Origin of the sequence: Micromonospora sp. AKA38 (assembly GCF_027925725.1) — a bacterium.
In the GTDB taxonomy this organism is placed as follows: Bacteria; Actinomycetota; Actinomycetes; order Mycobacteriales; family Micromonosporaceae; genus Micromonospora.
The window spans coordinates 249,170-272,267 of the sequence record NZ_BNEI01000005.1 but is presented as its reverse complement, the minus strand read 5'-3'; the positions used below and the strand labels follow the sequence as shown (position 1 = coordinate 272,267).

Here is a 23,098-nt window from a genome sequence, read left to right as displayed (position 1 = left end):
ACGCATGTCGGGCGCCGGCCCGCCACGAGCGCGGTCAGGCGGTCAGGCGGTCAGGCGAAGCCCACGCGGTGGGCGCCGGCGGCGTCCAGGGCCCGGATGGCCAGTGCGGCGTCCAGCGCGGCCACGGTGGCGGCCCAGCCCTTGTCCTCGGCCGAGCCGGGCAGCCCGGCCCGGTCCCGGGCCTGCTCGATGGTGTCCACCGTGAGCACGCCGTGCGCCACCGGCTTGCCCTCGTCCAGCGCCACCCGGGTCAGCCCGTCGGTGACCGACCGGCAGACGTAGTCGAAGTGGGCGGTCGCGCCGCGTACCACCACGCCGAGCGCGACCACCACGTCGTGGCGGCGGGCCATCGCCTGCGCCACCACCGGCAGCTCCACCGAACCGGCCACCCGGGCCACCACGGCCCGCGCGCCGCACGCCTGCGCGGCGGCCACCGCGCGCTCCACCATGTGATCGGTCAACTCGCCGTGCCAGCGCGCGGCCACCACACCGACGGTCAGCCCGGCGGCGTCCACCTCGGTGACGCCCGGCTCCCCGAAACCCGCCATCGTCCTACGCTCCGATCTCGTCACCGGCGACCGGGCGGCCCATCGGAGCCTCGGTCACCTCGTCCAGCCCGTCCAACAGGTGGCCCATCCGGTCCCGCTTGGTGCGCAGGTAGCGCACGTTCTCCGGGTTCGACGACACGGGCAGCCCCTCCCGGCCGGTCACGGTCAGGCCGTACCCCTCCAGGCCGGCCCGCTTGGCCGGGTTGTTGGTCAGCAGCCGCATCGACCGGACGCCGAGGTCGTAGAGGACCTGCGCGCCGGTGCCGTAGTCCCGCGCGTCGGCCGGCAGCCCCAGGTCGAGGTTCGCGTCCACGGTGTCGCGCCCCTGGTCCTGCAACTGGTACGCCTGGAGCTTGTGCAGCAGGCCGATGCCGCGCCCCTCGTGCCCGCGCACGTAGAGCACCACCCCGCGGCCCTCCCGGGCGACCCGGGCCAGCGCGGCCTGCAACTGCGGGCCGCAGTCACAGCGCAGCGAGCCGAACACGTCCCCGGTGAGGCACTCGGAGTGCACCCGGACCAGCACGTCCCGGCCGTCGCCGAGGTCGCCGAAGACCAGCGCGACGTGCTCGGCCGGGTCGTGCTCGGCACGGTAGCCGAGCGCCGTGAAGACGCCGTACGGCGTGGGCATCCGCGCCTCGGCGGCCAGCTCCACCTGCTTCTCGGTCCTTCGCCGGTACGCGATCAGGTCGGCGATGGTGATCAGCGTCAGCCCGTGCTCGGCGCAGAACTTCTCCAGGTCCGGCACGCGCATCATGGTGCCGTCGTCGTTGACCAGTTCGCAGAGCACCCCGGCCGGGCGCAACCCGGCCAGCCGGGTCAGGTCCACCGCCGCCTCGGTGTGCCCGGGCCGGCGCAGCACCCCGCCCGCGCGGGCGCGCAGCGGCACCACGTGGCCGGGGCGGGCCAGGTCGGTCGGGTCGGTGCCGGCGTCGGCGAGCAGCCGGATGGTGTGCGACCGGTCGGCGGCCGAGATGCCCGTGCTGACGCCCTCGCGGGCGTCCACCGTCACCGTGTACGCGGTGCCGCGCCGGTCCTGGTTGGTGTGGTGCATCGGCGGCAGGTCCAGCCGGTCGCACTCGGCCTCGGTCAACGGCACGCAGACGTAGCCCGAGGTGTGGCGGACCATGAACGCGACAAGCTCCGGGGTGGCCAGTTCGGCCGCGAAGATCAGGTCACCCTCGTTCTCCCGGCCCTCGTCGTCGACCACGACCACCGGCCGGCCGGCGGCGACGTCCGCCACCGCCTGCTCGATCGAACCGAAGCTGCTCATGCCACGACCTCCGAGTACGTCGCCGGGATCCGGGTCCGCGTGGCGGTCCGCGACGTGCGCCACCAGGCGTAGAAGCCGGCCGCGCAGAACGCGCCGTAGACCAGGTACATGGCGGCCGACGGGTAGAAGCCGCCGCGTAGCAGCAGCGGCACGCCGACCGCGTCGACGGCGATCCAGACCAGCCAGAACTCCACCCAGCCGCGGGCCATGCCGTACGTGGCGAGCAGGCTGCCGACCAGGATCCAGGCGTCCGGCAGCGGCCCCCACGAGCCGAGCGCGGCCAGCACCGGATAGGCGGCGGCGGTGCCCACGGCGGCGGCGACGAGCAGGGCCAGCCGTTCCCGGCCGGTCGCCCAGCGCGGCACCACGGCCGGCTCCCCACCGTCGCCGGACCGGCGGTTGCGCGACCAGCGCCACCAGCCGTAGACGCTCACCGCGAAGAAGAAGACCTGCCGGCCGGCCTGGCCGTAGAGGTCGTGCGCCTGCGGGGTGGCGAAGACGCCGCCGAGGAACACGGTGAACAGCAGCCCGTTGCCGATCATGCCGACCGGCCAGGCCCAGACCACCCGGCGCAGCCCGAGCAGCGCCGAGACGAGCCCGAAGACGTTGCCGACGATCTCCCGGACCAGCACCGGCGAGCCGACGACGTGCACCTGGGCGTCGAGCAGCCAGCCGAGCGGGCCGGTCACCGGGCACCGCCCAGCAGTCGCTCGACGTACTTGGCCAGCACGTCCACCTCCAGGTTGACCGGGTCACCGACCCGTTTGCCGCCGAGCACGGTGAGCTTGAGCGTGGTGGGGATCAGACCGACGGAGAACCAGTCGTCGCCCACCTCCGCGACGGTCAGCGACACGCCGTCGACGGTGATCGAGCCCTTCTCCACCACGTAGCGGGCCAGCTCGGCGGGCAGTCGGAACCGGACCGTCTCCCACTGCGCGGCCGGCTCCCGGCCGATGACCTCGCCGACGCCGTCGACGTGCCCCTGTACGAGGTGCCCGCCGAGCCGGCTGTTCAGCGCCGCGGCCCGTTCCAGGTTGACCGCGTCGCCGGGGCGCAGCGCCCCGAGCGCGGTGCGGCGCAGCGTCTCACCCATCACGTCGGCGGTGAAGACGCCGCCGTCGACGTCGACCACGGTCAGGCAGACCCCGTTGACCGCGATGGAGTCGCCGTGCCGGGCGTCCGAGGTGACGAGCGGACCGCGGATGGCGACCAGCGCCGAGTCGTCGCCGGTCTCGGTGCTCCGGACGATCTCGCCCAGCTCCTCGACGATGCCGGTGAACATGTCAGGCCTCCCTCTTCCGGGGCAGCGCGGTGATCCGCAGGTCGGGACCGACCTGCGTAACGTCGGTGATCTCCAGGTCGACGGCGTCGGCGATGGACGTCACGCCGGCGTGGCCCAGCGCGGTCGGACCGGCGCCGAGCAGCTTCGGCGCGACGTAGCCGACGATCTTGTCGATCAGGCCGGCGGCGAGGAACGCGCCGGCCAGCGTGGGACCGCCCTCCAGCAGCGCGGCCCGCACGCCGCGGTGGTGCAGCTCGGCCAGGAGCGCCGCCAGGTCGACCCGGCCGTCCGGGCCGGCCCCGACCTCCGCGGCGGTGGCCACCCAGGTCCGGGCCGCGCCGTCGCGGACCCGGGCGTCGACCGGGGTACGCCCGGAGCTGTCCACCACCACCCGCAGCGGCTGCCGGATGGCGAGCGTGCCGTCGCGCAGGTTGCGGGCGGTGAGCCGGGGGTCGTCGGTGAGCACGGTGCCGACCCCGGCGAGCACCGCGTCGACGGTGCCGCGCAGCGCGTGCACGTCGGTGCGGGCCGCCTCCGAGGTGATCCACATGCTGGTGCCGTCGGCGGCGGCGGAGCGCCCGTCGAGCGTGGCCGCGTACTTCCAGATCAGGTACGGCCAACCGCGGCGCATCGAGGTGAGCCAGGCGACGTTGCCGGCCTCGGCCTCCTCGGCGCGTACCCCGAACGCGACCTGGACCCCGGCGGCGCGCAACGTGGCCGCGCCGCCGGAGGCCACCGGGTTCGGGTCGGGCACGGCGATCACCACGCGGGTGACGCCGGCGGCGATGAGCGCGTGGCTACAGGGGCCGGTGCGGCCGGTGTGGTCGCACGGTTCCAGCGTGACCACCGCGGTGCCGCCGCGGGCCCGGGTGCCGGCCTGCGCCAGCGCGACGATCTCGGCGTGCGGTCCGCCGGCGTACGCGTGGAAGCCCTCGCCGACGACCTCGCCGTCGGGATCGAGCAGCACGCAGCCGACGACCGGGTTGGGGCTGGTGGCGCCGAGGCCGCGGGCGGCCAGCGCGACGGCGCGACGCATCGCCTCGTCGACGGAGACGCTCGCCATGGCCCGCCCTGCCCTTCCGCTCGCCGGTCACGCGCGGGCGGGGTGGGGAGCGACGGCACGAGGGCCGCGGACACGCGGCGGCGGAGAACCCGGGGACGGCGTCAGCCGACCCCGGGGAGCCCACAGGCGCGGCTGAGGGTGCTCAGCGGCCGGCAGGGCCTCCCCCGTTCCGCGCGCTGTCTCCCATCCGGACTTTCTGGGGAGCGGACGAGCCGCACCCCAACCGTCGGCCCCGGATTCTCACCAGGTCCACCGTCCGGCCGAAGCCGTCCGGGTCGCGGGCTTACCACGGTCGGACCGTGGATCACCGCCGGTTCGGAATTTCACCGAGCCCCGCCAGCGCGTGGTGGGTACTCCGGAAGTCTTACACGTTCCGCGGCGGCGCGCGCCACCCGCGCGAGCTACCTCACAGCAGGACCGCACGATCACGTAACTCCGCGGCGGCGGTCGACCGCGACGTACGACCCGGGTTGGCTCTTGGCCACCGTCTTCATCTCCGAGGCCACGGCGATGGCCTCCAGCGGGTCGGTGAACCGCTTGCCGCTGTCGGACAGCGACACGCCGATGGAGAGCGTGACCAGCGCGGCCCGGCGGATGTTGCCCCGCCGGTCCTTCAGCTCGACGAAGCCGCGTTGGGCGTCGGTGGGGTCGTAGAGCGTGTCGGCGGCGTTCTCGAAGTCGACCACCGCGCGGCTGGTCAGCGGCCGGACCTGGGTCGGGGCGCAGACGATGACGAAGTCGTCGCCGCCGACGTGGCCGAGGAAGGCCGGCGGCAGCCCGATCGACACCACCGCGCGGTGCAGGCTGCGGGCCAGCGCGGAGATGAACTCGTCGCCCCGGACGAAGCCGTACCGGTCGTTGACGCTCTTGAACCGGTCGATGTCGACGTAACCGACGGCGTAGTCCACGCCGCTGCGCACCCGGTCGCTGATCTCCCGCCGGATGCGGCTGTTGCCGGGCAGGCCGGTCAGCGGGGAGACCTCCCGGAACTCCTTGTTGCGACGCAGCGTGGAGCTGACCCGGGCGACCAGCTCGGCGGTGTCGAACGGCTTGACCAGGTAGTCGTCCGCGCCGGCGCTGAGGCCGTTGACCTTGTCGGAGGTCATGCCCTTGGCGGTCAGCATGATCACCGGCAGGGCCGAGGTCATCGGGTCGGCGCGCAGCCGGCGGGTCAGTTCCAGCCCGTCCACCCGGGGCATCATGAGGTCGACCACGGCCAGGTCCGGCCGTTGCCGCTCGATCACCTCCAGCGCCTCCTGGCCGTCGGCGGCGTGCAGCACCTCGAAGCCGTGCAGGCGCAGGTTGAACTCGACGAAGCGGGCGATGTCCTCGTCGTCGTCGACGACCAGGATGACGTCGGGTCGGTCGCCGGCCGCGTCCATCTCAGGCCCCGGTCATCGCACGTTCCGCCAGGCCCCGCAGGCGGCGTACCGCCTCGGCCGGGTCGTCGGCGCCGTAGACCGCGGTGCCGGCGACGAACGCGTCGGCCCCGGCGGCGGCGGCCTGCTCGATGGTGTCCGCGGCGATGCCGCCGTCGACCTCGATGCGCAGCTCCAGGTGGCCGCTGTCGACGTGGCGGCGGGCGGCGCGCACCTTGTCCAGCAGCGCCGGCAGGAACCGCTGGCCGCCGAAGCCGGCCTTGATCGTCATGATCAGCAGCGTGTCGAAGCTGGGCAGCAGGTCCAGGTACGGCTCGATCGGGGTGTCCCGGTCGATCGCCAGCCCCGCCTTGGCCCCGGCCGAGCGCAGGTCCTTGGCCAACGCCACCGGGTCGTCGCACGCCTCGGCGTGGAACGTGACGTTGTACGCGCCGGCGTCGGCGTACCCGGGGGCCCAGCGGCGCGGATCCTCGATCATGAGGTGCACGTCGAACGGGATCTCGGTGACGGCGCGCAGGCTCTGCACCACCGGCAGGCCGATGGTCAGGTTGGGCACGAAGTGGTTGTCCATGACGTCCACGTGCAGCCAGTCGGCGGCGGACTCCACGGCGCGGACCTCGTCGGCGAGGCGGGCGAAATCGGCGGCCAGGATGCTGGGCGCGACGACGGGCGGCGGTACGGTCACGGGGCCAGTGTACGAACGCGGTCATCCCCGGCCGCGGCGCGGCACCACGAAGGACCTACTGTGACCCTCCCGTCACCTTCGGTGCAGAATTCCGTCGTCCGGGGCGGAAATCGACACGAATAGTCGCCGGTGACTGGCCGACCGATTGAAAGATGACGAAACTCCTACAGGGACGGTCACATATGCTGCACGCCCGGGCGCGGGGGACGCCGCACGGGCCGCGGCGACCGGTTGCCATCTCTCCGGCGAAGGAGCGGACGATGCGACGGTGGCTCCACGCCCTCACGCTGGCCGGCGCCGTGACGGCGGTGCTCGCCGGCTGCGCCCCGACGCACCGGGCCGACGGGGACCTCGTCGACGACTGGGCGGCGCTGCCGGCGCCCCAACTGTTCGTCCCGGCCACCGACGCGTGCCTGCCGCGGCTCACCGCCGTGGTGCAGGCGGCCACGTACGAGACGGTGGACTGCGCCGGCAGCCACCTGGCCGAGGCGGTGCACGTCGGCTCGTTCACCGGCTCGGCCGCCGAGGGCGCCCGCCCCGAGCCGGGCTCCCCGGAGCTGCGCGGCGCCCGGGCCGAGTGCGACCAGCGGGCCCGGGAGATGATCGGCGGGGACTGGCACGCCGCCCGGCTCACCCTGAACATCGCGCTGCCACCGGCGACCGCCTGGATGGCCGGCGCGCGCTGGTTCCGCTGCGACCTGGCCGAGACCGACAGCATCGACAACACCCGGCCGGTCAACCGGGTGGGCAGCCTGCGCGGCGCGCTGGTCGGCGACAACCCGCTGGTGCACCGCTGCTTCGACCCGAAGCTGATCGGCGCGAACCTCAACTACATGGCCCCGGTGCTGTGCACCGAGCCGCACCGGGCCGAGTTCGTCGGCGTCTACTCCGAACGCGACATGGGCTGGGCCGAGTTCGCCCGGCGCGCGCCGTCCGCGCACCGGCGCTGCATGACGCTGATCGCCGCGTTCGCCAACGTGCCGGACAATGCCGAGCTGCCGTACCGGGCCGGGTCCATCTTCTACCCGCCGTCGCAGCGGGAGTGGGAGGAGGGCGACCGGGGGGTGCGCTGTTTCCTGTGGAGCGACGACCGCAAACTGACCCGTTCCATGCGGGGCGCCGGCCCGGAGGGACTGCCGGTCATCTGACCGCCGCTCCGCCAGGAGACGGTCGCCTCGTGCGACCGGCCGCCGGCCCGGTTGCCGTATGCTGCGTCGCCGAGGCGTACCGGTCGGCCGGGCGGCTCCGGACGGCGGGAGGTCGGTCGCGATGCGGCGATGGTGGGCGGCGGTCGCCGCGGGCGCGGTGGCGGTGCTGGCGGTCGGCGGGTGCAGCGCGCCGGCCGGGGTGGACCGCGACCTCACCGACGAGTGGCCGGCCTTCGCCGCCCCGGTCGGCTTCGTGCCCGCGGCCGACGTCTGCCACCCGACCGTCGCCGACGTCGGCTACCTCAGCGGCTACCAGCCGGTCGACTGCGCCGCCTCGCACCGCGCCGAGACGCTGCACGTCGGCACGCTGGGCGGCCCGGACGCCGGTCGCTCCGCGCCGCCGCGCGCCGGCTCGGCCGGCGTCCGCTCCGCGCACGCCGAGTGCGCCCGGCAGGTCACCCGGGCCGTCGGCGCGGACTGGCGGTCCGGGCGGTTGCAACTCTCCGTGGTCTTCCCGTCCGCGCTGGCCTGGTCCGGCGGCGCCCGCTGGTACCGCTGCGACGTCGCCGAGGTGACCGACCTGGACGAGGGCAACGTGGCCGCCCGCACCGGCAGCCTGCGCGGCGCGCTCAAGCCCGGCTCTCCGCTGGCGCTGGGCTGCTTCAACCCCAGGCTGAGCAAGGACGAGGTGCAGGCCATGCGGCCGGTGGCCTGCACCTCGAAGCACCACGCCGAGTTCGTCGGGATCTACCAGGCGCCCGACATCAGCTACGCCGAGTTCCAGCGCACCTCGCTGCGCGCGCACAAGGCGTGCCGGGGGGTGATCGCGAAGTACGCCAAGGTGCCGAACGACGGGAAGATGCAGTACCGGGCCGGCACCATCGTCTACCACCCGTACGAGCAGCAGTGGCGCGACGGCGACCGGGGTGTGCAGTGCTTCCTCTGGATCTCCGACCGGACGCTGACCCGCTCGGTGCGGGGCGCCGGCGGTTCGGCACTGCCGATCACCTGAGCCGCGGGCGGGGCGGGCGTCGGCCCACCCCGCCCCACGCGCTCAGCCGACCTGGAGCGTCACGTCGTCGACGACGAAGCTGGTCTGGAGCGAGGCGTCCTCGACGCCGGTCCACTTGAGCGTCACCGTCTGGCCGGCGTACCCGGCGAGGTTGAAGCTGCGCTGGGTGTAGCCGGTGGCCTTGTTCAGGTTCGAGTAGGTCGCCAGCGTGGTGGAGCCGACCTGCACGGTCAGCTTGTCGTACGCGGTCGAGGTGGTGGTCTCGGCCGAGTCGATGTGCAGCCAGAACGCCAGCGTGTAGCTGGTGCAGCCGGTCGGCAGCGTCACCGACTGGGAGAGCGTGTCGGTGCGCGAGGAGCCGTACCCGTTCAGCCACGCCTTGTACGACCCGGTCCGGGCCGCCTGGCCGGAGTCGTTGGTGATCACGCCGGAGCTGGTCGTCCACGGCGTGGTGCCGGACTCGAAGCTGCTGTTGCCGATGAGCTGCCCGGCGGTGCAGCCGCCGCTGCCGCCGGTCACCGTGATCGTGTAGGTGGCGGTGCGGGTGGCCGAGCCGGTGCCGGTGACGGTGAGCGTGAACGTGCCGGTGGTCGCCGTGGACGAGGCGCTGACCGTCATGGTGGCGGAGCCGCCGGAGGTGACCGACGACGGGCTGAAGCCGACCGTGACGCCGCTCGGGGCGCCGCTGGCCGACAACGCCACCGTCTGGGCGCTGCCGCTGGTGGTGGCGGTGCTGACGGTGGCGGTGGTGGAGCCGCCCCGGGCGACGCTGCCGGAGGTGGGGTTGACCGCGACGGAGAAGTCGTTGGCCGGGGTGCCGCCGCCGACCGCGAGCGCCCAGATCGCGTACGCCACGCCGTCCGCGCTGCGGTTGAGCACCGTCGTGTTGATGTTGCTGGTGGTGTCGCAGGAGCGGTGGTAGCAGCCGTCGTACGCCGCGCCGGAGGTGCCGCCCCACTTCGCGGCCTGGGCGGCGGTCTTGGTGTAGCTGGCGCCGGCCGCGTAGCCGGAGGTCTGGATGCCGGCGTTGGCGAACGAGTAGTCGTCCGAGCGGCCCTGCCCCTCGGTGTTCTCCTCCGGCTGGATGCCGAACGAGTCCCAGTACGCCTTCAGCGGCGCCGCGGTGGCCGAGGTGATCCGGTTGATGAAGTAGCCGCCGTTGGGCGAGCCCACCATGTCGAAGTTGTAGTAGCCCTTGATGTAGCCCCGCTGGGTGCTGCTGAGCTGGTTGACGTAGTGCTTCGAGCCCTGGAGGCCCTGCTCCTCGCCGTTCCACCAGGCGAACCGGACCCGCTTGGTCATGGTCGGGTTCTGCGCGGCCAGCACCAGCGCGTTCTCCAGCAGCGTGGCCGAGCCGGAGCCGTTGTCGTTGATGCCGGGGCCGGCGGAGACGCTGTCCAGGTGCGCGCCGAACATGACGACCTGGTCGGCCGGGCCCTGCGGCCACTCGGCGATCAGGTTGCTGCCCGGGTACGTGCAGGTGGTGCAGGTCTGCTCGGTGACCGTGTAGCCGGCGGCCTGGAGCTTGCCCTTGACGTAGCTGACCGAGGCGGCGTAGCCGGCCGAGCCGGCCCGGCGGTTGCCGCCGTTGCTGCTGGCGATGGAGTTGAGCTGGGTGAGGTGGGCCTGGACGTTGGTCAGCGAGACGTCCGGTGCGGCGAGCGCGGCGACGGCCGGGGCGGGGGCGGCCGGAGCGGGCGCGGCGGAGGCGGAGGCGGTGCCGGCCAGGCTCGCCGTCGTCAGGGTCGCGACGAGGGCGAGCGCGAGGCTCGTGGTCGGCGTACTGCGTCTCATGGAGACTCCTCGTGGGGGTCGTGCGGGCGGGGGTGACGGCCGAGGACCGGTGATCGGAACAGTTACATGCATCGATCACTTAGTCAACGGCCCGTCACATCCCACCACCCCCCTCCCCCGCCCGGGATGCACCCGACGAGGGGTCAGCCGCGGCGGAGCACCGCCAGGAACATGGCGTCGGTGCCGTGCCGGTGCGGCCAGAGCTGCACCGTCGGGCCGTCACCCAGGCCGGGCATGCCGGCCGGCAGCAGCGGGCGGGCGTCCACGAAGTCGACCGGGAAACCGCACCGCCGGGACGCCTCGGTCACCGTCACGTGCGTCTCCACCACGTGCGGCGAACAGGTCACGTACGCCACCACGCCACCCGGACGGACCGCGCGCAGCGCGGCGGTGAGCAGCTCGCGCTGCAACCGGGTCAACGGCGGCAGGTCCGCCGGCTGCCGGCGCCAGCGGGACTCCGGCCGGCGCCGCAACGCACCCAGGCCGGTGCACGGCGCGTCCACCAGCACCCGGTCGAAGTGCCCCTCCGGCAGCTTCGGGTCACCGCCGACGTCCCGCCCGTCGAGGTGCAGCACGGTGACCGGCAGACCCCGGGTCGCCTGCTCGACCAGCCGGGCCCGGTGCTCCGCCACCTCGACCGCGGTCAGCCGCGCCCCGCGCTGCGCGGCCAGCGCGCCGAGCAGACCGGACTTGCCGCCCGGACCGGCGCACAGGTCCAGCCAACGGCCGTCCGGGCCGTCCACCGGCGCGTTCGCCAGGGCGTCCGCCACCAGTTGGGAGCCCTCGTCCTGCACGTGGGCCCGCCCGTCGACCACCGCCGCCAGGTCACCCGGCGCGCCGCCGGGCAGGTAGACCGCGTACGGCGAGAACGCGCCGGGCGCGCCGCCGACCTCGTCGGCCAGCGCCACCGCGTCGGCCCGCCCCGGCCGGGCGCACAGGTGCACCGGCGGGCGCTCGTTGTCCTCGATCAGCAGCCGGGTGGTCTCCCCCAGGTCACCGCCGAGCGCCTCGGCGAACGACCGCACGATCCACTGCGGATGGCTGTACGCCAGCGCGAGATGACCGATCGGATCGACGCCCTCGGCCGGGGCGAGCTTCGCCACCCAGCCGTCGGCGTCCCGGCCGGCGATCTCCCGCAGCACCGCGTTGGCGAACCCGGTCGCGCCCGGCCCCACCATGCGGACCAGGTCCACCGTGGACGACACCGCGGCGTGCGCCGGCACCCGGGTGTGCAGCAACTGGTACGCCCCGAGCCGCAGCGCGTCCCGCACCGGCGGGTCGATCCGCTGCACGTCCCGGCCGGCCGCGTCGGTGACGATCGCGTCCAACGTGCCGGTGTGCCGCAGCGTGCCGTAGGTCAGCTCGGTGGCGAACGCGGCGTCCCGCCCGCTCAGCCCCGCCTCGCGCAGCATCGCCGGGAGCACCAGGTTGGCGTACGCGTCGTCGCGGTGCACCGCTGCCAGCGCCTCGTACGCGACGTGCCGGGGCAGGTCCACGGTCGGCCGGACCGGACGCTGCCCGCCCCGCCGGTCGGCGCCGCCCCGGTACGGCCGGTCACCGCCGCGACCCGCGCCACGCGGCCGGTCGCCGGCGCCGCGGTCGTACCCCCGCGGGCGCTCACCCTCGACGGGCCGCTCCGACCCGCTCACGCGGAACCACCCTTCGTTCGCGACTGCGGGGCTCGCAACACCGGCTCACTCCCCGCGCTCACGCGAAGCCACCCTTCGTTCGCGACTGCGGGGCTCGCAACACCGGCTCACTCCTCGCGCTCACGCGAAGCCACCCTTCGTTCGCGACTGCGGGGCTCGCAACACCGGCTCACTCCTCGCGCTCACGCGAAAACCTCACCCGTGGCGACCCGGGCGCCGCGCGCCCAGTCGCCGGCCGACATGGCCTTCTTGCCGGCCGCGCGCACCTCGCCGAGCCGCACCGGCCCGGTCGCGGTGCCCACCAGCACCTGGGACTTCTCCACCAGCAGCTCACCCGGCTTCAGCTCGGGGCCGTTCGCCAGCGGGGTGACCGGACCGAGCTTGACCCGGTCGTCGCGGAACGTGGTCCAGGGGCCGGGCGCCGGGGTGCAGGCCCGCACCCGCCGGTCCACCGCGAACGCCGGGTCGGTCCAGCGGACCCGGGCGTCGTCCACGGTCAGCTTCGGCGCCAGTGACACCCCGTCGGCCGGCTGCGGCTCGGCCCGGGCGGTGCCGGCGCCGATCGCGTCCAGCACCGCGACCAACAGCCCCGCGCCGGACCGGGCCAGCCGTTCCAGCAGGTCGCCGGACGTGTCGACGGGCCGGATCTCGTCGGTGACCGTGCCGAAGACCGGCCCGGTGTCCAGCCCCGCCTCCAGTTGGAACACGCTGGCCCCGGTCAGCTCGTCGCCGTGCAGCACGGCGTGCTGCACCGGAGCCGCGCCCCGCCAGGCGGGCAGCAGCGAGAAGTGCAGGTTGATCCAGCCGTGCCGGGGGATCTCCAGCGCCACCGGCGGCACCAGCGCGCCGTAGGCGACCACGGGCACGCAGTCCGGCGCGAGCGCGCGCAGCCGGTCGAGGAACTCCGGCTCGCGCGGCCGGGCCGGGGTGAGCACCTCCACGCCGTGCGCGTCGGCCCACGCGCCGACCGGCGAGCGGTGCAGCCCCCGACCCCGGCCGGCCGGGGCGTCGGGGCGGGTGACCACGGCGAGCAGCTCGTGGCCGGAGGCGGCGATCGCGTCCAGGGCCGGTACGGCGACCGCCGGCGTGCCGGCGAAGACCAGGCGCATCCCGGTCACCGCCCCAGGCCGAACGGGTTGCTGACGGGGTGCGGGCTGAGCTTGACCGTGGGCGGGGCGCCCTGGTCGTACCAGTCGGCCTGACGGATCGCCTTCATGGCCTCCTTGCGGCCGGCCGCGTCGAGCCGGTCGACGAAGAGCACCCCGTCGAGATGGTCGGTCTCGTGCTGCACGCAGCGGGCCATCAGGCCGGTGCCGACGATCTGCATCGGGTCGCCGTGGGCGCTGAAGCCCTTGGCGATCACGTTCTGCCGACGCTTCGTGTCGAAGTAGAGCCCGGGGATGGAGAGGCAGCCCTCCGGGCCGTCCTGCTCCTCCTCGTCGGGGAACTCCAGCACCGGATTGACCAGGTGGCCGAGCATGTCGTCGACGTCGAAGGTGAACACCCGCAGGCTCACTCCGAGCTGCGGCGCGGCCAGGCCGGCGCCGTTCTGCTCACGCATCGTGTCGGTCAGGTCGGCGACCAGCTTGCGCAGCTCGGCGTCGAAGTCGACCACCGGGTCGGCCGGCGTGCGCAGCACCGGATCGCCGAACAGACGGATGGGCTGAACGGTCACGCGGCGGGGCTCCTTGTCTGGGACGGGTGGTGCGCCCCCAGTCTACGGAGTCGGCCCGGCCGCCCCCGGCGGCGGACCGGCAACGGTGACCGGGGCCGCCTCCCGCCCCGGCGCGACCGGCAGCGTGGCGAAGCCGCGCAGGGTGAGCCGGACCCGCCGTTCGGGCCGGCCGGCCAACGCCAGCTCGGGCAGCCGGCGCAGCAGCAGCGGGAACGCCACCTGCGCCTCCAGCCGGGCCAGCGCCGCGCCGAGGCAGTAGTGCGGCCCGGCGCCGAAGGACAGCGGATGGACCTGCGGGCGCCACGGGTCGAAGCGGGCCGACTCGGGGAACCGGCCGGGGTCCCGGTTCGCCGCGCCGAGCATCACGATGATCCAGCTCTCCGGCGGCAGGTCGACGCCGCCGTGCCGGGAGGACGCGGTGCTCATCCGGGAGGTGAGCTGCACCGGCGAGTCGTAGCGCAGCAGCTCGTCGACGTAACCGGGGGCGAACTCCGGGTGCTCGCGCAGCGCCGCCGCCGCGGCCGGGTGGCCCAGCAGCGCCACCAGGCCGTTGCCGAGCAGGTTGGTGGTGGTCTCGAAGCCGGCCACCAGCAGCACGATCAGGTTGGCCAGCAGCTCGTCGCCCGACAGCCGCTCGCCGTCGGCGTCGTGCGCCTGCACCAGCGCCGTGGTCAGGTCGTCGGTGGGGACCCGGCGGCGGGCCGCGACCAGGTCGGTGAAGTAGGCGCGCAGTTCCGCCGCGCCCCGGTCGGCCACGGCCAACTCGTCCGGGGTGATCTCCGGCTCCAGCACGCCGGTCAGGTCGGTGGCCCAACGCCGGAACAGCGGCCGGTCCGCCGCCGGCACGCCGAGCAGCGCGCAGATCACCCCCACCGGCAGCGGGTACGCGAACGCGGCCATGAAGTCGACGGGCGCCCCGCCCCGGCCGGCGGCCAGCATGGCGTCGACCAGCGCGTCGGCCTGCGCCTCGACCACACCGCGCATGGCGGCGATCCGCCGCGGGGTGAACGCGCCGGCGGCCAGCCGCCGCATCCGGCTGTGGTCGGGCGGGTTGGTGCGCAGCATCGACCGGGAGATCGACAGCACCGCCGGGCTCTCCCGCCAGCCGGGCATGAACTGGTCCCGCAGGGCGTCGTCCATCACCCCGAACCGGGCGTCCCGCAGGATCGCGTCGGCCTCCGCGTACCCGGTCACCACGTAGAAGACCGGGCCGGCCTGGACCACCGGGCCGTGCGCCCGCAGCCGTTCGTACGTCGGGTAGGGATCGACCCGGCCCGCGGGGGACATCAGCAGCGCGAGGGCGTCGGCAGGATCCACGGGCGGCCTCCCAGGTATCGAAGGACCCCATCATCCCCCGGTTCGCCCGGTTCGGGCGACCCCGCCGGTCAGGCGCCGGCGCCCGGCTCCCCGGCCAGCACCGGGCCGCCGCCCAGCAGCGCGTGCTCGGGCAGCGGCAGCGCGATGCCGTGCGCGTCCTCCCAGTCGTGGATCAGGGCCGGCCGGGCCTGGGCGGCGAAGAAGTCGACCGCGCTCAGCCCGCCGACCACCGGCTCGTCGACCTCGGCGACCAGCCGGGCCGGGACCATCGGGAGGCCGCCGCGCACCGCGGCGCTGAGCCGCCGGTGCCCGTCGACCACGAAGAAGTACTCACCGGTGTAGCCGATGCTCAGTGGCTCCACCGCCTCGTCGCCGGCCCGGCCCGCCTCGCCGGCCGGCTCCGCGTCCCAGAGACCGCGCAGCGTGGCGACGTCCTCGGTCGGGTAGACCCGGGTCGGGTCGAGCAGCAGCAGCGGCTGGCCGGCGCGCAGCACGTCGGCGCCGAGCCGGCCCTCGTACACGTCGACGACGTGCGCGATCACCTGCTCCGGCGTGGCCCGGGTGGTGTCGCAGACCAGGTCGTAGTTGCGTAGCCGGGCCTTGTCGACGCCGTACCGGACGATGAAGCGGTTGCGCTCGCTCTCGCTGCGTTCCCGCAGCTTGGCCCGCGCCTCCTCCAGCGAGGTGTAGCTCTCCGCCGGGCCGGACGGGCGGGCCAGCACCCGCCGGGCCGCCTCGGTCGGCTCGGTGATCATGTGCACCTTGAGCGCGTCGGTGAAGAAGTGCCAGGCCAGGCGGGAGTCCATGACCAGCGACTCGCCGGAGGCGGCGATGTCCCGCTGGAGCTGGTCGACGTAGCCGTCGACCGCCTGGTCCAGCTCGGCGTGCAGGTTGAGCTGGAGCGCGGTCATCTGTCGCTCCTGCGCCATCTGCCGGTAGAGGTCGCCGACGCTGACCCGGCGCAGCCCCAGCCGCTTGGCGATCTCGACGGAAACGGTGCTCTTGCCGCTGCCGAGATCACCGTTGAAGACGATCGACTGACGAACGGTCACGACTGGTCCACCCCTGCTCACCGGCTGACTGACGACATCGAATCCGTATGGCCCGACGTGCTCGGAGCAGCCGCCGCGCCGCGTACCGCGCGGAAATCCCGCGCGCCTGGGCATGACGGGCGATGCTATCACCGCCCGCTATCCAATTGCCGGACCAGGTGTGCGACAAACCCCAGGTCACGACCGTACGCGAGGGGCCGGGTGCGCTCCGTCACGCCCGGCGGCCCGCTCAGAACAGGCTCAGCGGGTCGACCTGGAGCCGGACCGGTTCGGCGGCCTTGCGGGCACTGCGCTGCCCGGCCGCGGCGTGCAACGCGCCGGCCAGCGCGCCCGCCCGGGACCGCGGGACACGGACCAGCATCCGCTCCCGGCCCTCCTCGGCCGGCACCGGGCCGAGCACCTCGGCGCCGTCCGGCAGCCGGGCGCCGGCCAGCAGGTCGGCCACCGCCTCGGCCACGCCGGTGACGCTGGCCATCCGCACCGCCGGCGGGAAGCCCAACTCCCGGCGCTCGGCCAGCTCGCGGGCGGCGAACCAGGCCGCGTCCCACCGCAGCAACGCCTGCACCGGCGCCAGCGCGCCGTCCGCGACCACCACCACCCGACCGCCCGCCGCGCCGGCCCGGGCCAGCGCGGCGCCGGCCAGCCAGCGCCGCAGCGCCTCCTCCCCGGCCCGCAGGTCGGCCCGGGTGAGCAGCGCCCACGAGTCGAGCAGCAGCACCGCGCCGTAGCCGCCCTCGGCGACCGGCTCGGCGCCCGGCGTGGCGATCACCAGGCCGGCGCCGCCGGGCACCGTGGCCAGCACCTCCTCCCGTCCGGAGGTCCGCACCGGCACGCCCGGGAACGCCCGGCCCAGCTCCTCGGCGGTCCGCCGGGCGCCGGTGACCGAGGCGCGCAGCCGCCGCCCACCGCACTCCGGGCAGGCGTACGCGGCGGCGACCCGGCCGCACCAGCGACAGGCGGGCGTGCCCTGCGCCGACGGCAGGGCGAGCGGGCCGGCGCAGTGCGGGCAGCGGGCCGGGGCCCGGCACTCGGCGCAGGCGACCGAGGGCAGGTAACCGCGGCGGGGCACCTGCACCAGCACCGGCAGGTCGGCGCGGAGCGCGTCCCGAGCGGTGGTCCAGGCCAGGCTGGGCAGCCGGGCGGAGGCCGCGCCCGGGTCCCGGGCCAACTGCGGGTCGTCGCCGGTGGGCGCCATCGCCGGCATCCGCGCCCGCACCGTGGCCCGGTCGGCGACCACCTCCCGCGCCCAGCCGGTCTCCACCAGCAACTGCGCCTCGGCGGTCCGCGCGTACCCGCCGACCAGCGCGCCCGCGTCGGTGAGGTGCGCCCGGGTGAGCAGCACCTCGCGGGCGTGCGGGTAGGGCGCCCGGGGCTCGGCGTGCAGGTCGTCGCCGTCGTCCCAGACCGCCACCAGGCCGAGCCGGTCCACCGGGGCGAACATGGCGGCGCGGGTGCCGATCACCACCGGCGCCTCGCCCCGGCGGGCGGCCAGGAACGCGCGGTAGCGACGCGCCGGCCCGTCGGCGGCGGTGAGGCGGACGTGCCGGCCCGGGCCCAGCACGGCGGTCAGGGCGGCGTCGAGCCGGTCCAGGTCCCGGCCGTCCGCGACCACCACCACGGCGCCCCGGCCGCCGGCCACGGTGGCGGCCACCGCGTCCGCGTACCGGTCGGCCCAGTCCTCCCCCGGCAGCGCCGACCAGACCGCGCGGGCCGGCCGGCCCTCGGCGAGCGCGCGCAGCAGCGCCGGTCCGGCCGGGTAGTCCCGCCAGCCGCGCGGGTCGACCGACAGGCCGGCGCCCCCGGCGACGGCCGCGTCGGCGCCCTCGCCGACGGTCCCGAACGGCGGCCCGCTCACGGGCCCGGCGGTGACCGGCGGCCCGCTCACGGGCTCGGCGGCGGGCTCGGGCGCGGAGCCGGTCGCGGGCGCTGCGGCGACCTCGGCGGCGGTCGCGGTCTTCTCGGCGCGGGCGTGTCGGGGCGGCACGGCGAGCCGGAGCACGTCGGCCAGGCTGCCGGCGTACCGGTCGGCGACCGCCCGCGCCAGCCGGGCCACCTCCGGGGAGAGCACCGGCACCGGGGAGACGACCTTCTCCAGGTACGCCAGCTTCGGGTGGTCGGACTCGGCGACGCGCTCCAGCAGCCAGCCGTCGACGAGCTGGCCGGCGAAGCGGACCTTCACCCGCACCCCGGGCCGGGCGTCGGCGTCCAGCGAATCCGGGACCAGGTAGTCGAACGGGCGGTCGAGGTGCGGCAGCGGCACGTCCACGCAGACGCGAGCGACCGGCGACCCCGCAGCGGGTCGCCGGTCGCGGCGCGTGTCGGCGGTCAGGCTCCCGCGGCCGACTTGAGGTCGGCGGCCCGGTCGGTGCCCTCCCAGGTCAGGTCCGCCAGATCCCGGCCGAAGTGGCCGTACGCGGCGGTCTGCCGGTAGATCGGGCGCAGCAGGTTAAGGTCCCTGATGATGGCGGCCGGGCGCAGGTCGAACACCTCGGCGACGGCCTTCTCGATCGCGGCCACCGGCACGGTCTCGGTGCCGAAGGTCTCGACGAACAGGCTCACCGGGTGCGCCTTGCCGATCGCGTACGCGACCTGCGCCTCGCACCGCTCGGCCAGCCCGGCGGCGACCACGTTCTTGGCCACCCACCGCATCGCGTACGCGGCCGACCGGTCGACCTTCGACGGGTCCTTGCCGGAGAACGCGCCGCCACCGTGGCGGGCGTAGCCGCCGTAGGTGTCCACGATGATCTTCCGGCCGGTCAGCCCGGCGTCGCCCATCGGGCCACCGATCTCGAACCGCCCGGTCGGGTTCACCAGGAGGCGGTACCCCTCGGTGTCCAGCTCGAGGCCCTCCAGCTCCGGGGTGATGACGTGCTCGCGCACGTCCGGCGTGAGCAGCGACTCCAGCGAGATGTCCGCCGCGTGCTGGCTGGACACCACCACCGTGTTCAGGCGGACCGGCCGCAGCCCGTCGTACTCGATGGTCACCTGGGTCTTGCCGTCCGGCCGCAGGTAGGGGATCGTGCCGTCCTTGCGGACCTGCGCCAGCCGGCGGGCCAGCCGGTGCGCCAGCGCGATCGGCAGCGGCATCAGCTCGGGCGTCTCGGAGCAGGCGAAGCCGAACATCATGCCCTGGTCGCCCGCGCCCTGCGCGTCGAGCGCGCTCTCCGAGCCGCCGGTACGCAGCTCGAACGCGTTGTCCACGCCCTGGGCGATGTCCGGCGACTGGGCGCCGATGGAGACGCTCACGCCGCAGGACGCGCCGTCGAAGCCCTTCTTCGACGAGTCGTAGCCGATGCCGAGGATGGTTTCCCGCACGATGGTCGGGATGTCGGCGTACGCCTTGGTGGTCACCTCGCCGGCGACGTGCACCTGGCCAGTGGTGATCAGCGTCTCCACCGCGACCCGGCTGTGCGGGTCCTGTGCGAGCAACGCGTCGAGGATGCCGTCGCTGATCTGGTCGGCGATCTTGTCCGGGTGGCCTTCCGTGACCGATTCGGACGTGAAGAGACGTGTCACGGCACTCCTAAGCATGTAAAAACGTTTGAAGGTCGCTCGCGACAGTTTAGTCGCCGGGTGTCCGGCGTCATTCGCAAACGTGCGGAGCCCAAGGGTCAGGACGGCCCGTCCAGGCGTACCGCCACGAGGTCCCAGACGGCGTCGGCCAGGGCCTCCTTGGGCTGCTCGGGGAACCGGTGCACGGCCCCGTCGGCGCCGATCACGACGGCGGCGTTGGTCTCCGCGCCGAACACCTTGTCGACGCCGACCTCATTGACCACGATCAGGTCGGCGCGCTTGCGGGCCAGCTTGGCCCGGCCGTTGGCCTCCGCGTCGTGGGTCTCCGCGGCGAACACCACCAGCACCTGGCCGGGTCGCCGGTTCCGGCCCAACTCGGCGGCGATGTCCGGATTGGTGACCAGTTCGATGGTCGGCGCGGGGTCGCCCTCGGACTTCTTGATCTTGCCGGTGGCGTAGCTGGCCGGGCGGAAGTCGGCCGGCGCGGCGGCCATCACCACGGCGTCCGCGTCGGCGGCGGCGGCCAGCGTCGCCGCCCGCAGCTCCTCGGTGGTGCCGACCCGCACCAGGTCCACCCCGGCCGGGTCGGCGAGCGCCACGTTGGCCGAGACCAGCGTCACCCGGGCGCCCCGGGCGACCGCGGCGCGGGCGAACGCGTACCCCTGCTTGCCGGAGGACCGGTTGCCCAGGAACCGGACCGGGTCGAGCGGCTCGCGGGTGCCGCCGGCGGTGACCACCACGTGCCGGCCGGCCAGGTCGGCCGGGGCGGCGACGCCGCGGGCCAGCGCCCGGCGGGCGACCGCGAAGATCTCCGCCGGGTCGGGCAGCCGGCCCTTGCCGGTGTCCCGACCGGTGAGCCGGCCGACCGCCGGCTCGATCACCCGCACACCCCGGGACCGCAGCGTGGCCACGTTGGCCACGGTGGCCGGGTGCTCCCACATCTCGGTGTGCATGGCCGGTGCCAGCAGCACCGGGCACCGCGCGGTCAGCAGCGTGTTGGTGAGCAGGTCGTCGGCGAGGCCGTGGGCGGCCTTGGCGAGCAGGTCGGCGGTGGCGGGCGCGACCACGACCAGGTCGGCGCGCTGCCCGAGGCGCACGTGCGGCACCTCGTGCACGTCGGACCAGACGTCGTCGGCGACCGGCTGGCCGGAGAGCGCCGCCCAGGTCGGCGCCCCGACGAAGCGGAGCGCCGACGCGGTCGGCACGACCCGGACCCGGTGACCCGACTCGGTGAAGAGCCGGAGCAGCTCACACGCCTTGTAGGCGGCGATGCCGCCGCCGACCCCGAGGACGATCTCGGCGGGCATCGGCGCGGGCGGAGTTACGGCTGGTCGGTCGGCTCGGCGGTGAGCAGGCCCGAGTTGATCTCACGCATGGCGATGGAGAGCGGCTTCTCCTGCGGAGTGGTCTCCACCAGCGGGCCGACGTACTCCAGGAGGCCCTCACCGAGCTGGCTGTAGTAGGCGTTGACCTGACGCGCGCGCTTGGCGGCGAAGATGACCAGCGCGTACTTCGAGGTGGTCTTCTCGAGCAGCTCGTCGATCGGCGGGTTGGTGATGCCCTCGGGGTTGGTGGCGATGGATCCCACGAATTTGACCTCTGCGTCTCGCTCGGCGGCGGCCGTCGCTCAACCGCGCGGTGGCGGTCGGGCCGGTGCCAGGAATGACGAACCGAGCAATCCTACCAGCTCGGCCGCGGCACGCTCGGTCCGGTCGTGCGCCACGGCGTGTGCGAACGCGGCCGCCACGACCGGGTCGGCCCGGTACGCCGGCGGCGTGAGCAGCACCAGCCGGGCCTCCGGCACGACGGCGCGGACGGCGAGCGCGCCGGCCAGGTCCAGCGGCAGCAGCACCGGCCGGCCCTGCGCCAGGGGGGACCGCACGTGTGCCCGGGGCACCCCCCGGCGGTACGGCCCGATCCGGCACCACTCCAGCAGCTCGTCGGCGGCGATCAGCCGGTCGAAGCCGACCGGGTCGAGGAAGAGCCGGTCCACGCCGTCCCGCTCGCCCGGTCGCGGGGGCCGGGTGGTGGCGACCACCGGCACCCGCACGGACGCAAGGCGCGCCCGGACCTGCTCGACGACACTGCCCCGACCGGCCCCGGAGGGACCGGACAGGACAGTGAGCCGAGCCGCCGAGCGCGCCTCGTCATCCGTGCTCACCGCTTGTTTCTACACGGTGGTCCGTTCAGTTGGCGGCGAACTCTCCCAGCAGCGCCTTGCGCTGCTGCTCGCCGAGGCCGCGAAGGCGACGGCTGTCGGCGATCTTGAGCTTCTCCATGATCTGGGTGGCCCGGATCTTGCCGATGCCCGGCATCGCCTGGAGCACGGCCGAAACCTTCAGCTTGCCCACGACGTCGTCGGACTCGGCCCGCTCGAGGACGGTGGCGAGGGTGGTCTTGCCCTGCTTGAGCTGCTCCTTCAGCTCAGCGCGGGCCTTGCGGATCTCCGCAGCCTTCTCCAGCGCGGCAGCGCGCTGCTCGGGGGTCAGTGACGGGAGCGGCACCAGTTCTCCTCAGGTCCCTAGTACGGCGGGCGGAGCCCCACCGCAGCTGTGAAACGTGGTGTCGCTGGCAACCAAAGGGGTCCGTGGTTCCCAGCGCGGGGAAAACTAGCGGTCGACGGAGCTTTCGGCAACGTGGACGCGCGATGATCAACGTAAAGTGACCGAGCCGTCAGTCAGTCCGGCGGTGGTCAGGGCGGCCCGGCACTCGGCCAGCACCCGCTCCGCGGCGGCCCGCAGGGCGGCCTGGTCCGGCCCCGCGCCCAACACCTCCCGGGAGTACGACGGCAGCACCGACGGCAGCGCGGCGCCGAAGACGGCGCGCAGCCCGGCGGGCGTGCCGCCCTGCGCGCCCAGCCCCGGCGCGAGCAGCGGACCGTTCACCCCGCCGAGGTCGTGACCGGTCTCGCCGATCGTCGCGCCGACCACCAGACCGAAGCTGCCGAGCGGCTCCGCACCCCGGTTGAGCTGGGAAATCTCGTCGATGACGGCCTGCGCGACGGTGCGTCCGTCGGCCCCCACCGCGCGCTGCACGGCAGCCCCCTCCGGATTGGAGGTGAGCGCCAGGACGAAGACCCCGCCCCCGTGCGCGGCGGCCGTCTCGACCATCGGCGCGAGCGAACCTACTCCCAGGTAGGGGCTCGCGGTGATCGCGTCGACATACAGCGGGCTGGATGGATCGAGGTACGCCGAGGCGTACGCGCGGACCGTCGAGCCGATGTCTCCGCGCTTGACGTCGAGGAGAACGAGCGCGCCCACATTACGCAACTGTCGGATAGTTGACTCAAGCACCGCCACGCCGCGCGAGCCGAAGCGCTCGAAGAACGCCGACTGCGGCTTGACCACCGCGACCCGGTCGCCGATCGCCTCCACCACGGTCCGGCAGAACCGCTCCAGCCCGTCGACGTCGTCGGGCAGCCCCCAGTCGGCCAGCAGACCCGGGTGCGGATCGATTCCCACGCAGAGCGGTCCCCGCTCCGCCACGGCCCGGTGCAGTCGCGCGCCGAACGTCTCCATCGCGTCTCTCCCTCTCCCGACGGCTCCGGGCCGCCTCGGTGTCCCGCGACGGCCCTCCCGCCGCGGCAGCTCGCTCCGGCCGGCCCCGACCGGTCGCTCGGTCGGCCAACCCCTCCGGTCACGGCTCAATCGGCCCCTGACCGCCCCGGTCGGGGCTCAACCGGCCCTGTCAGCCCCGGTCGGGGCTCAACCG

Annotated in this window: 22 protein-coding genes and 1 riboswitch; of the genes, 2 read left to right on the top strand and 20 right to left on the bottom strand. The window is 74.6% G+C overall.

What is annotated here, in order from left to right:
• Nucleotides 1-50: 50 nt before the first annotated feature.
• The 7 genes from ribH to rpe all read right to left on the bottom strand — a co-directional run bounded on the left by ribH (nt 51) and on the right by rpe (nt 6,227).
• On the bottom strand, nt 51-548 hold the full coding sequence (gene ribH / locus TPA0908_RS18930; protein ID WP_281939770.1) for a 6,7-dimethyl-8-ribityllumazine synthase: 498 nt from the start codon (nt 546-548) through the stop codon (nt 51-53).
• 4 nt (nt 549-552) lie between these two features.
• On the bottom strand, nt 553-1,818 hold the full coding sequence (locus TPA0908_RS18925) for a bifunctional 3,4-dihydroxy-2-butanone-4-phosphate synthase/GTP cyclohydrolase II (RefSeq protein ID WP_281939768.1): 1,266 nt from the start codon (nt 1,816-1,818) through the stop codon (nt 553-555).
• On the bottom strand, nt 1,815-2,507 hold the full coding sequence (gene pnuC, locus TPA0908_RS18920) for a nicotinamide riboside transporter PnuC (protein WP_281939766.1): 693 nt from the start codon (nt 2,505-2,507) through the stop codon (nt 1,815-1,817). Before pnuC ends, TPA0908_RS18925 begins: the two co-directional genes overlap by 4 nt.
• Nucleotides 2,504-3,100, bottom strand: a complete 597-nt coding sequence (locus TPA0908_RS18915; protein WP_281939764.1) for a riboflavin synthase — start codon at nt 3,098-3,100, stop codon at nt 2,504-2,506. Before TPA0908_RS18915 ends, pnuC begins: the two co-directional genes overlap by 4 nt.
• Nucleotide 3,101: 1 nt before the next feature.
• Nucleotides 3,102-4,163 carry a bifunctional diaminohydroxyphosphoribosylaminopyrimidine deaminase/5-amino-6-(5-phosphoribosylamino)uracil reductase RibD gene (gene ribD / locus TPA0908_RS18910; RefSeq protein ID WP_281939762.1) on the bottom strand — a complete coding sequence of 354 codons (1,062 nt, stop codon included), beginning with the start codon at nt 4,161-4,163 and terminating at the stop codon, nt 3,102-3,104.
• A 171-nt stretch (nt 4,164-4,334) separates the two neighbouring features.
• Nucleotides 4,335-4,508, bottom strand: a riboswitch (FMN riboswitch).
• A gap of 80 nt (nt 4,509-4,588) precedes the next feature.
• Nucleotides 4,589-5,545 (bottom strand): GGDEF domain-containing response regulator, encoded by a 957-nt coding sequence (locus TPA0908_RS18905; protein ID WP_281939761.1) that lies wholly within the window; start codon nt 5,543-5,545, stop codon nt 4,589-4,591.
• 1 nt (nt 5,546) lies between these two features.
• Nucleotides 5,547-6,227, bottom strand: a complete 681-nt coding sequence (gene rpe / locus TPA0908_RS18900) for a ribulose-phosphate 3-epimerase (RefSeq protein WP_107160083.1) — start codon at nt 6,225-6,227, stop codon at nt 5,547-5,549.
• Nucleotides 6,228-6,487: 260 nt separating this feature from the next.
• Here rpe and TPA0908_RS18895 point away from each other — a divergent pair, with 260 nt between their 5' ends.
• Complete coding sequence (locus tag TPA0908_RS18895) at nt 6,488-7,375, top strand: septum formation family protein (protein WP_281939758.1); 888 nt, start codon at nt 6,488-6,490, stop codon at nt 7,373-7,375.
• 121 nt (nt 7,376-7,496) lie between these two features.
• Complete coding sequence (locus TPA0908_RS18890) at nt 7,497-8,387, top strand: septum formation family protein (RefSeq protein WP_281939756.1); 891 nt, start codon at nt 7,497-7,499, stop codon at nt 8,385-8,387.
• 42 nt (nt 8,388-8,429) lie between these two features.
• Here TPA0908_RS18890 and TPA0908_RS18885 read toward each other — a convergent pair whose 3' ends face one another.
• From TPA0908_RS18885 to pyrF, 13 genes are all read right to left on the bottom strand, one after another.
• Entirely contained in the window at nt 8,430-10,181 is a 1,752-nt protein-coding gene (locus TPA0908_RS18885) for a M28 family metallopeptidase (RefSeq protein WP_281939754.1), read from the bottom strand.
• A 143-nt stretch (nt 10,182-10,324) separates the two neighbouring features.
• Nucleotides 10,325-11,830 carry an RsmB/NOP family class I SAM-dependent RNA methyltransferase gene (locus TPA0908_RS18880; RefSeq protein WP_281939752.1) on the bottom strand — a complete coding sequence of 502 codons (1,506 nt, stop codon included), beginning with the start codon at nt 11,828-11,830 and terminating at the stop codon, nt 10,325-10,327.
• A 182-nt stretch (nt 11,831-12,012) separates the two neighbouring features.
• On the bottom strand, nt 12,013-12,939 hold the full coding sequence (gene fmt / locus TPA0908_RS18875; protein ID WP_281942614.1) for a methionyl-tRNA formyltransferase: 927 nt from the start codon (nt 12,937-12,939) through the stop codon (nt 12,013-12,015).
• A gap of 5 nt (nt 12,940-12,944) precedes the next feature.
• Nucleotides 12,945-13,505 (bottom strand): peptide deformylase, encoded by a 561-nt coding sequence (def, locus tag TPA0908_RS18870; protein ID WP_107160071.1) that lies wholly within the window; start codon nt 13,503-13,505, stop codon nt 12,945-12,947.
• Between the two features lie 42 nt (nt 13,506-13,547).
• Nucleotides 13,548-14,792: a cytochrome P450 gene (locus TPA0908_RS18865; protein WP_374709249.1), complete on the bottom strand. Its 1,245-nt coding sequence runs from the start codon at nt 14,790-14,792 to the stop codon at nt 13,548-13,550.
• A gap of 98 nt (nt 14,793-14,890) precedes the next feature.
• Entirely contained in the window at nt 14,891-15,874 is a 984-nt protein-coding gene (locus TPA0908_RS18860; protein WP_281939748.1) for an AAA family ATPase, read from the bottom strand.
• A gap of 229 nt (nt 15,875-16,103) precedes the next feature.
• A complete protein-coding gene (locus TPA0908_RS18855) occupies nt 16,104-18,140 on the bottom strand; it encodes a primosomal protein N' (RefSeq protein WP_281939746.1) in 2,037 nt (678 codons plus the stop codon).
• A 59-nt stretch (nt 18,141-18,199) separates the two neighbouring features.
• Complete coding sequence (metK, locus tag TPA0908_RS18850) at nt 18,200-19,405, bottom strand: methionine adenosyltransferase (RefSeq protein ID WP_281939744.1); 1,206 nt, start codon at nt 19,403-19,405, stop codon at nt 18,200-18,202.
• 80 nt (nt 19,406-19,485) lie between these two features.
• A complete protein-coding gene (gene coaBC / locus TPA0908_RS18845; RefSeq protein ID WP_281939742.1) occupies nt 19,486-20,694 on the bottom strand; it encodes a bifunctional phosphopantothenoylcysteine decarboxylase/phosphopantothenate--cysteine ligase CoaBC in 1,209 nt (402 codons plus the stop codon).
• A 14-nt stretch (nt 20,695-20,708) separates the two neighbouring features.
• Entirely contained in the window at nt 20,709-20,975 is a 267-nt protein-coding gene (gene rpoZ / locus TPA0908_RS18840) for a DNA-directed RNA polymerase subunit omega (RefSeq protein ID WP_025617742.1), read from the bottom strand.
• A 39-nt stretch (nt 20,976-21,014) separates the two neighbouring features.
• Entirely contained in the window at nt 21,015-21,548 is a 534-nt protein-coding gene (locus TPA0908_RS18835) for a nucleoside/nucleotide kinase family protein (RefSeq protein ID WP_281939738.1), read from the bottom strand.
• A gap of 25 nt (nt 21,549-21,573) precedes the next feature.
• Nucleotides 21,574-21,891: an integration host factor, actinobacterial type gene (gene mihF / locus TPA0908_RS18830; protein ID WP_013285515.1), complete on the bottom strand. Its 318-nt coding sequence runs from the start codon at nt 21,889-21,891 to the stop codon at nt 21,574-21,576.
• A gap of 147 nt (nt 21,892-22,038) precedes the next feature.
• Nucleotides 22,039-22,905, bottom strand: coding sequence for an orotidine-5'-phosphate decarboxylase (pyrF, locus tag TPA0908_RS18825; protein WP_281939735.1), 867 nt, complete (start codon nt 22,903-22,905; stop codon nt 22,039-22,041).
• Between the last annotated feature and the right edge of the window lie 193 nt (nt 22,906-23,098).

What these genes read in the sequence shown, in the direction of transcription:
- metK (WP_281939744.1), bottom strand. Translation starts at nt 19,405, where the DNA reads ATGCTTAGGAGTGCCGTGACACGTCTCTTCACGTCCGAATCGGTCACG.
- TPA0908_RS18925 (WP_281939768.1), bottom strand. Translation starts at nt 1,818, where the DNA reads ATGAGCAGCTTCGGTTCGATCGAGCAGGCGGTGGCGGACGTCGCCGCC.
- ribH (WP_281939770.1), bottom strand. Translation starts at nt 548, where the DNA reads ATGGCGGGTTTCGGGGAGCCGGGCGTCACCGAGGTGGACGCCGCCGGG.
- TPA0908_RS18885 (WP_281939754.1), bottom strand. Translation starts at nt 10,181, where the DNA reads ATGAGACGCAGTACGCCGACCACGAGCCTCGCGCTCGCCCTCGTCGCG.
- fmt (WP_281942614.1), bottom strand. Translation starts at nt 12,939, where the DNA reads ATGCGCCTGGTCTTCGCCGGCACGCCGGCGGTCGCCGTACCGGCCCTG.
- TPA0908_RS18865 (WP_374709249.1), bottom strand. Translation starts at nt 14,792, where the DNA reads ATGTCCCCCGCGGGCCGGGTCGATCCCTACCCGACGTACGAACGGCTG.
- coaBC (WP_281939742.1), bottom strand. Translation starts at nt 20,694, where the DNA reads ATGCCCGCCGAGATCGTCCTCGGGGTCGGCGGCGGCATCGCCGCCTAC.
- TPA0908_RS18915 (WP_281939764.1), bottom strand. Translation starts at nt 3,100, where the DNA reads ATGTTCACCGGCATCGTCGAGGAGCTGGGCGAGATCGTCCGGAGCACC.
- pyrF (WP_281939735.1), bottom strand. Translation starts at nt 22,905, where the DNA reads ATGGAGACGTTCGGCGCGCGACTGCACCGGGCCGTGGCGGAGCGGGGA.
- TPA0908_RS18895 (WP_281939758.1), top strand. Translation starts at nt 6,488, where the DNA reads ATGCGACGGTGGCTCCACGCCCTCACGCTGGCCGGCGCCGTGACGGCG.
- TPA0908_RS18890 (WP_281939756.1), top strand. Translation starts at nt 7,497, where the DNA reads ATGCGGCGATGGTGGGCGGCGGTCGCCGCGGGCGCGGTGGCGGTGCTG.
- ribD (WP_281939762.1), bottom strand. Translation starts at nt 4,163, where the DNA reads ATGGCGAGCGTCTCCGTCGACGAGGCGATGCGTCGCGCCGTCGCGCTG.
- TPA0908_RS18905 (WP_281939761.1), bottom strand. Translation starts at nt 5,545, where the DNA reads ATGGACGCGGCCGGCGACCGACCCGACGTCATCCTGGTCGTCGACGAC.